Source organism: Pseudarthrobacter sp. NKDBFgelt (assembly GCF_046097905.1).
Taxonomy (GTDB): domain Bacteria; phylum Actinomycetota; class Actinomycetes; order Actinomycetales; family Micrococcaceae; genus Arthrobacter; species Arthrobacter polychromogenes.
Map to the genome: position 1 here is coordinate 1 of NZ_JBJURL010000213.1, position 533 is coordinate 533.

Consider the following 533-nt stretch of genomic DNA (forward strand, 5'->3'; position numbering starts at 1 on the left):
GGCGGGGGCGGCAACGGGGCCGGGATCCTGTTGTTCCCCGCCGTCCTGGCCTTCCATTTCGGGAAGCCGGAGGGTGAATGTGGATCCCTGCCCTGGCTGGGACCACAGGGTCACCTCGCCGCCGTGGTTGGAGGCCACATGCTTGACGATGCTCAGGCCCAGGCCGGTGCCGCCGGTATGGCGGGACCGTGCCGAGTCCACCCGGTAGAACCGTTCAAAGACGCGTTCCTGGTCCTCGGGGCTGAGTCCCTCACCCTGGTCCGTCACAGAGATGGAGACCAGGCCTTCCCTGCTGCGGACGCCAATCCCCACCCGGGTGTTTTCCGGGGAGTAGCGGATGGCGTTGTCGATCAGGTTGCGGAGCGCGGTGACCAGCAGGTCCTGGTCTCCGAAGACCTTCGCGTCGGTCCGCCCGCCCACCACGATCCGGATGTTCTTGCTCTCCGCCGGAAGCTGGGAGCGGTCCACCGCCTCGGCTATGACGGCATTGACGTCAACCGGCCTGCCCTGCTGCGCCACGCTGGCCCCCTGCA

1 protein-coding gene is annotated in these 533 nt (G+C 67.9%); it reads right to left on the reverse strand.

The genetic code is table 11. The features are described 5' to 3' along the window. On the reverse strand, positions 1-533 hold a 533-nt coding region (locus ACKAE7_RS21210), incomplete at both ends, for a sensor histidine kinase (RefSeq protein ID WP_408980251.1).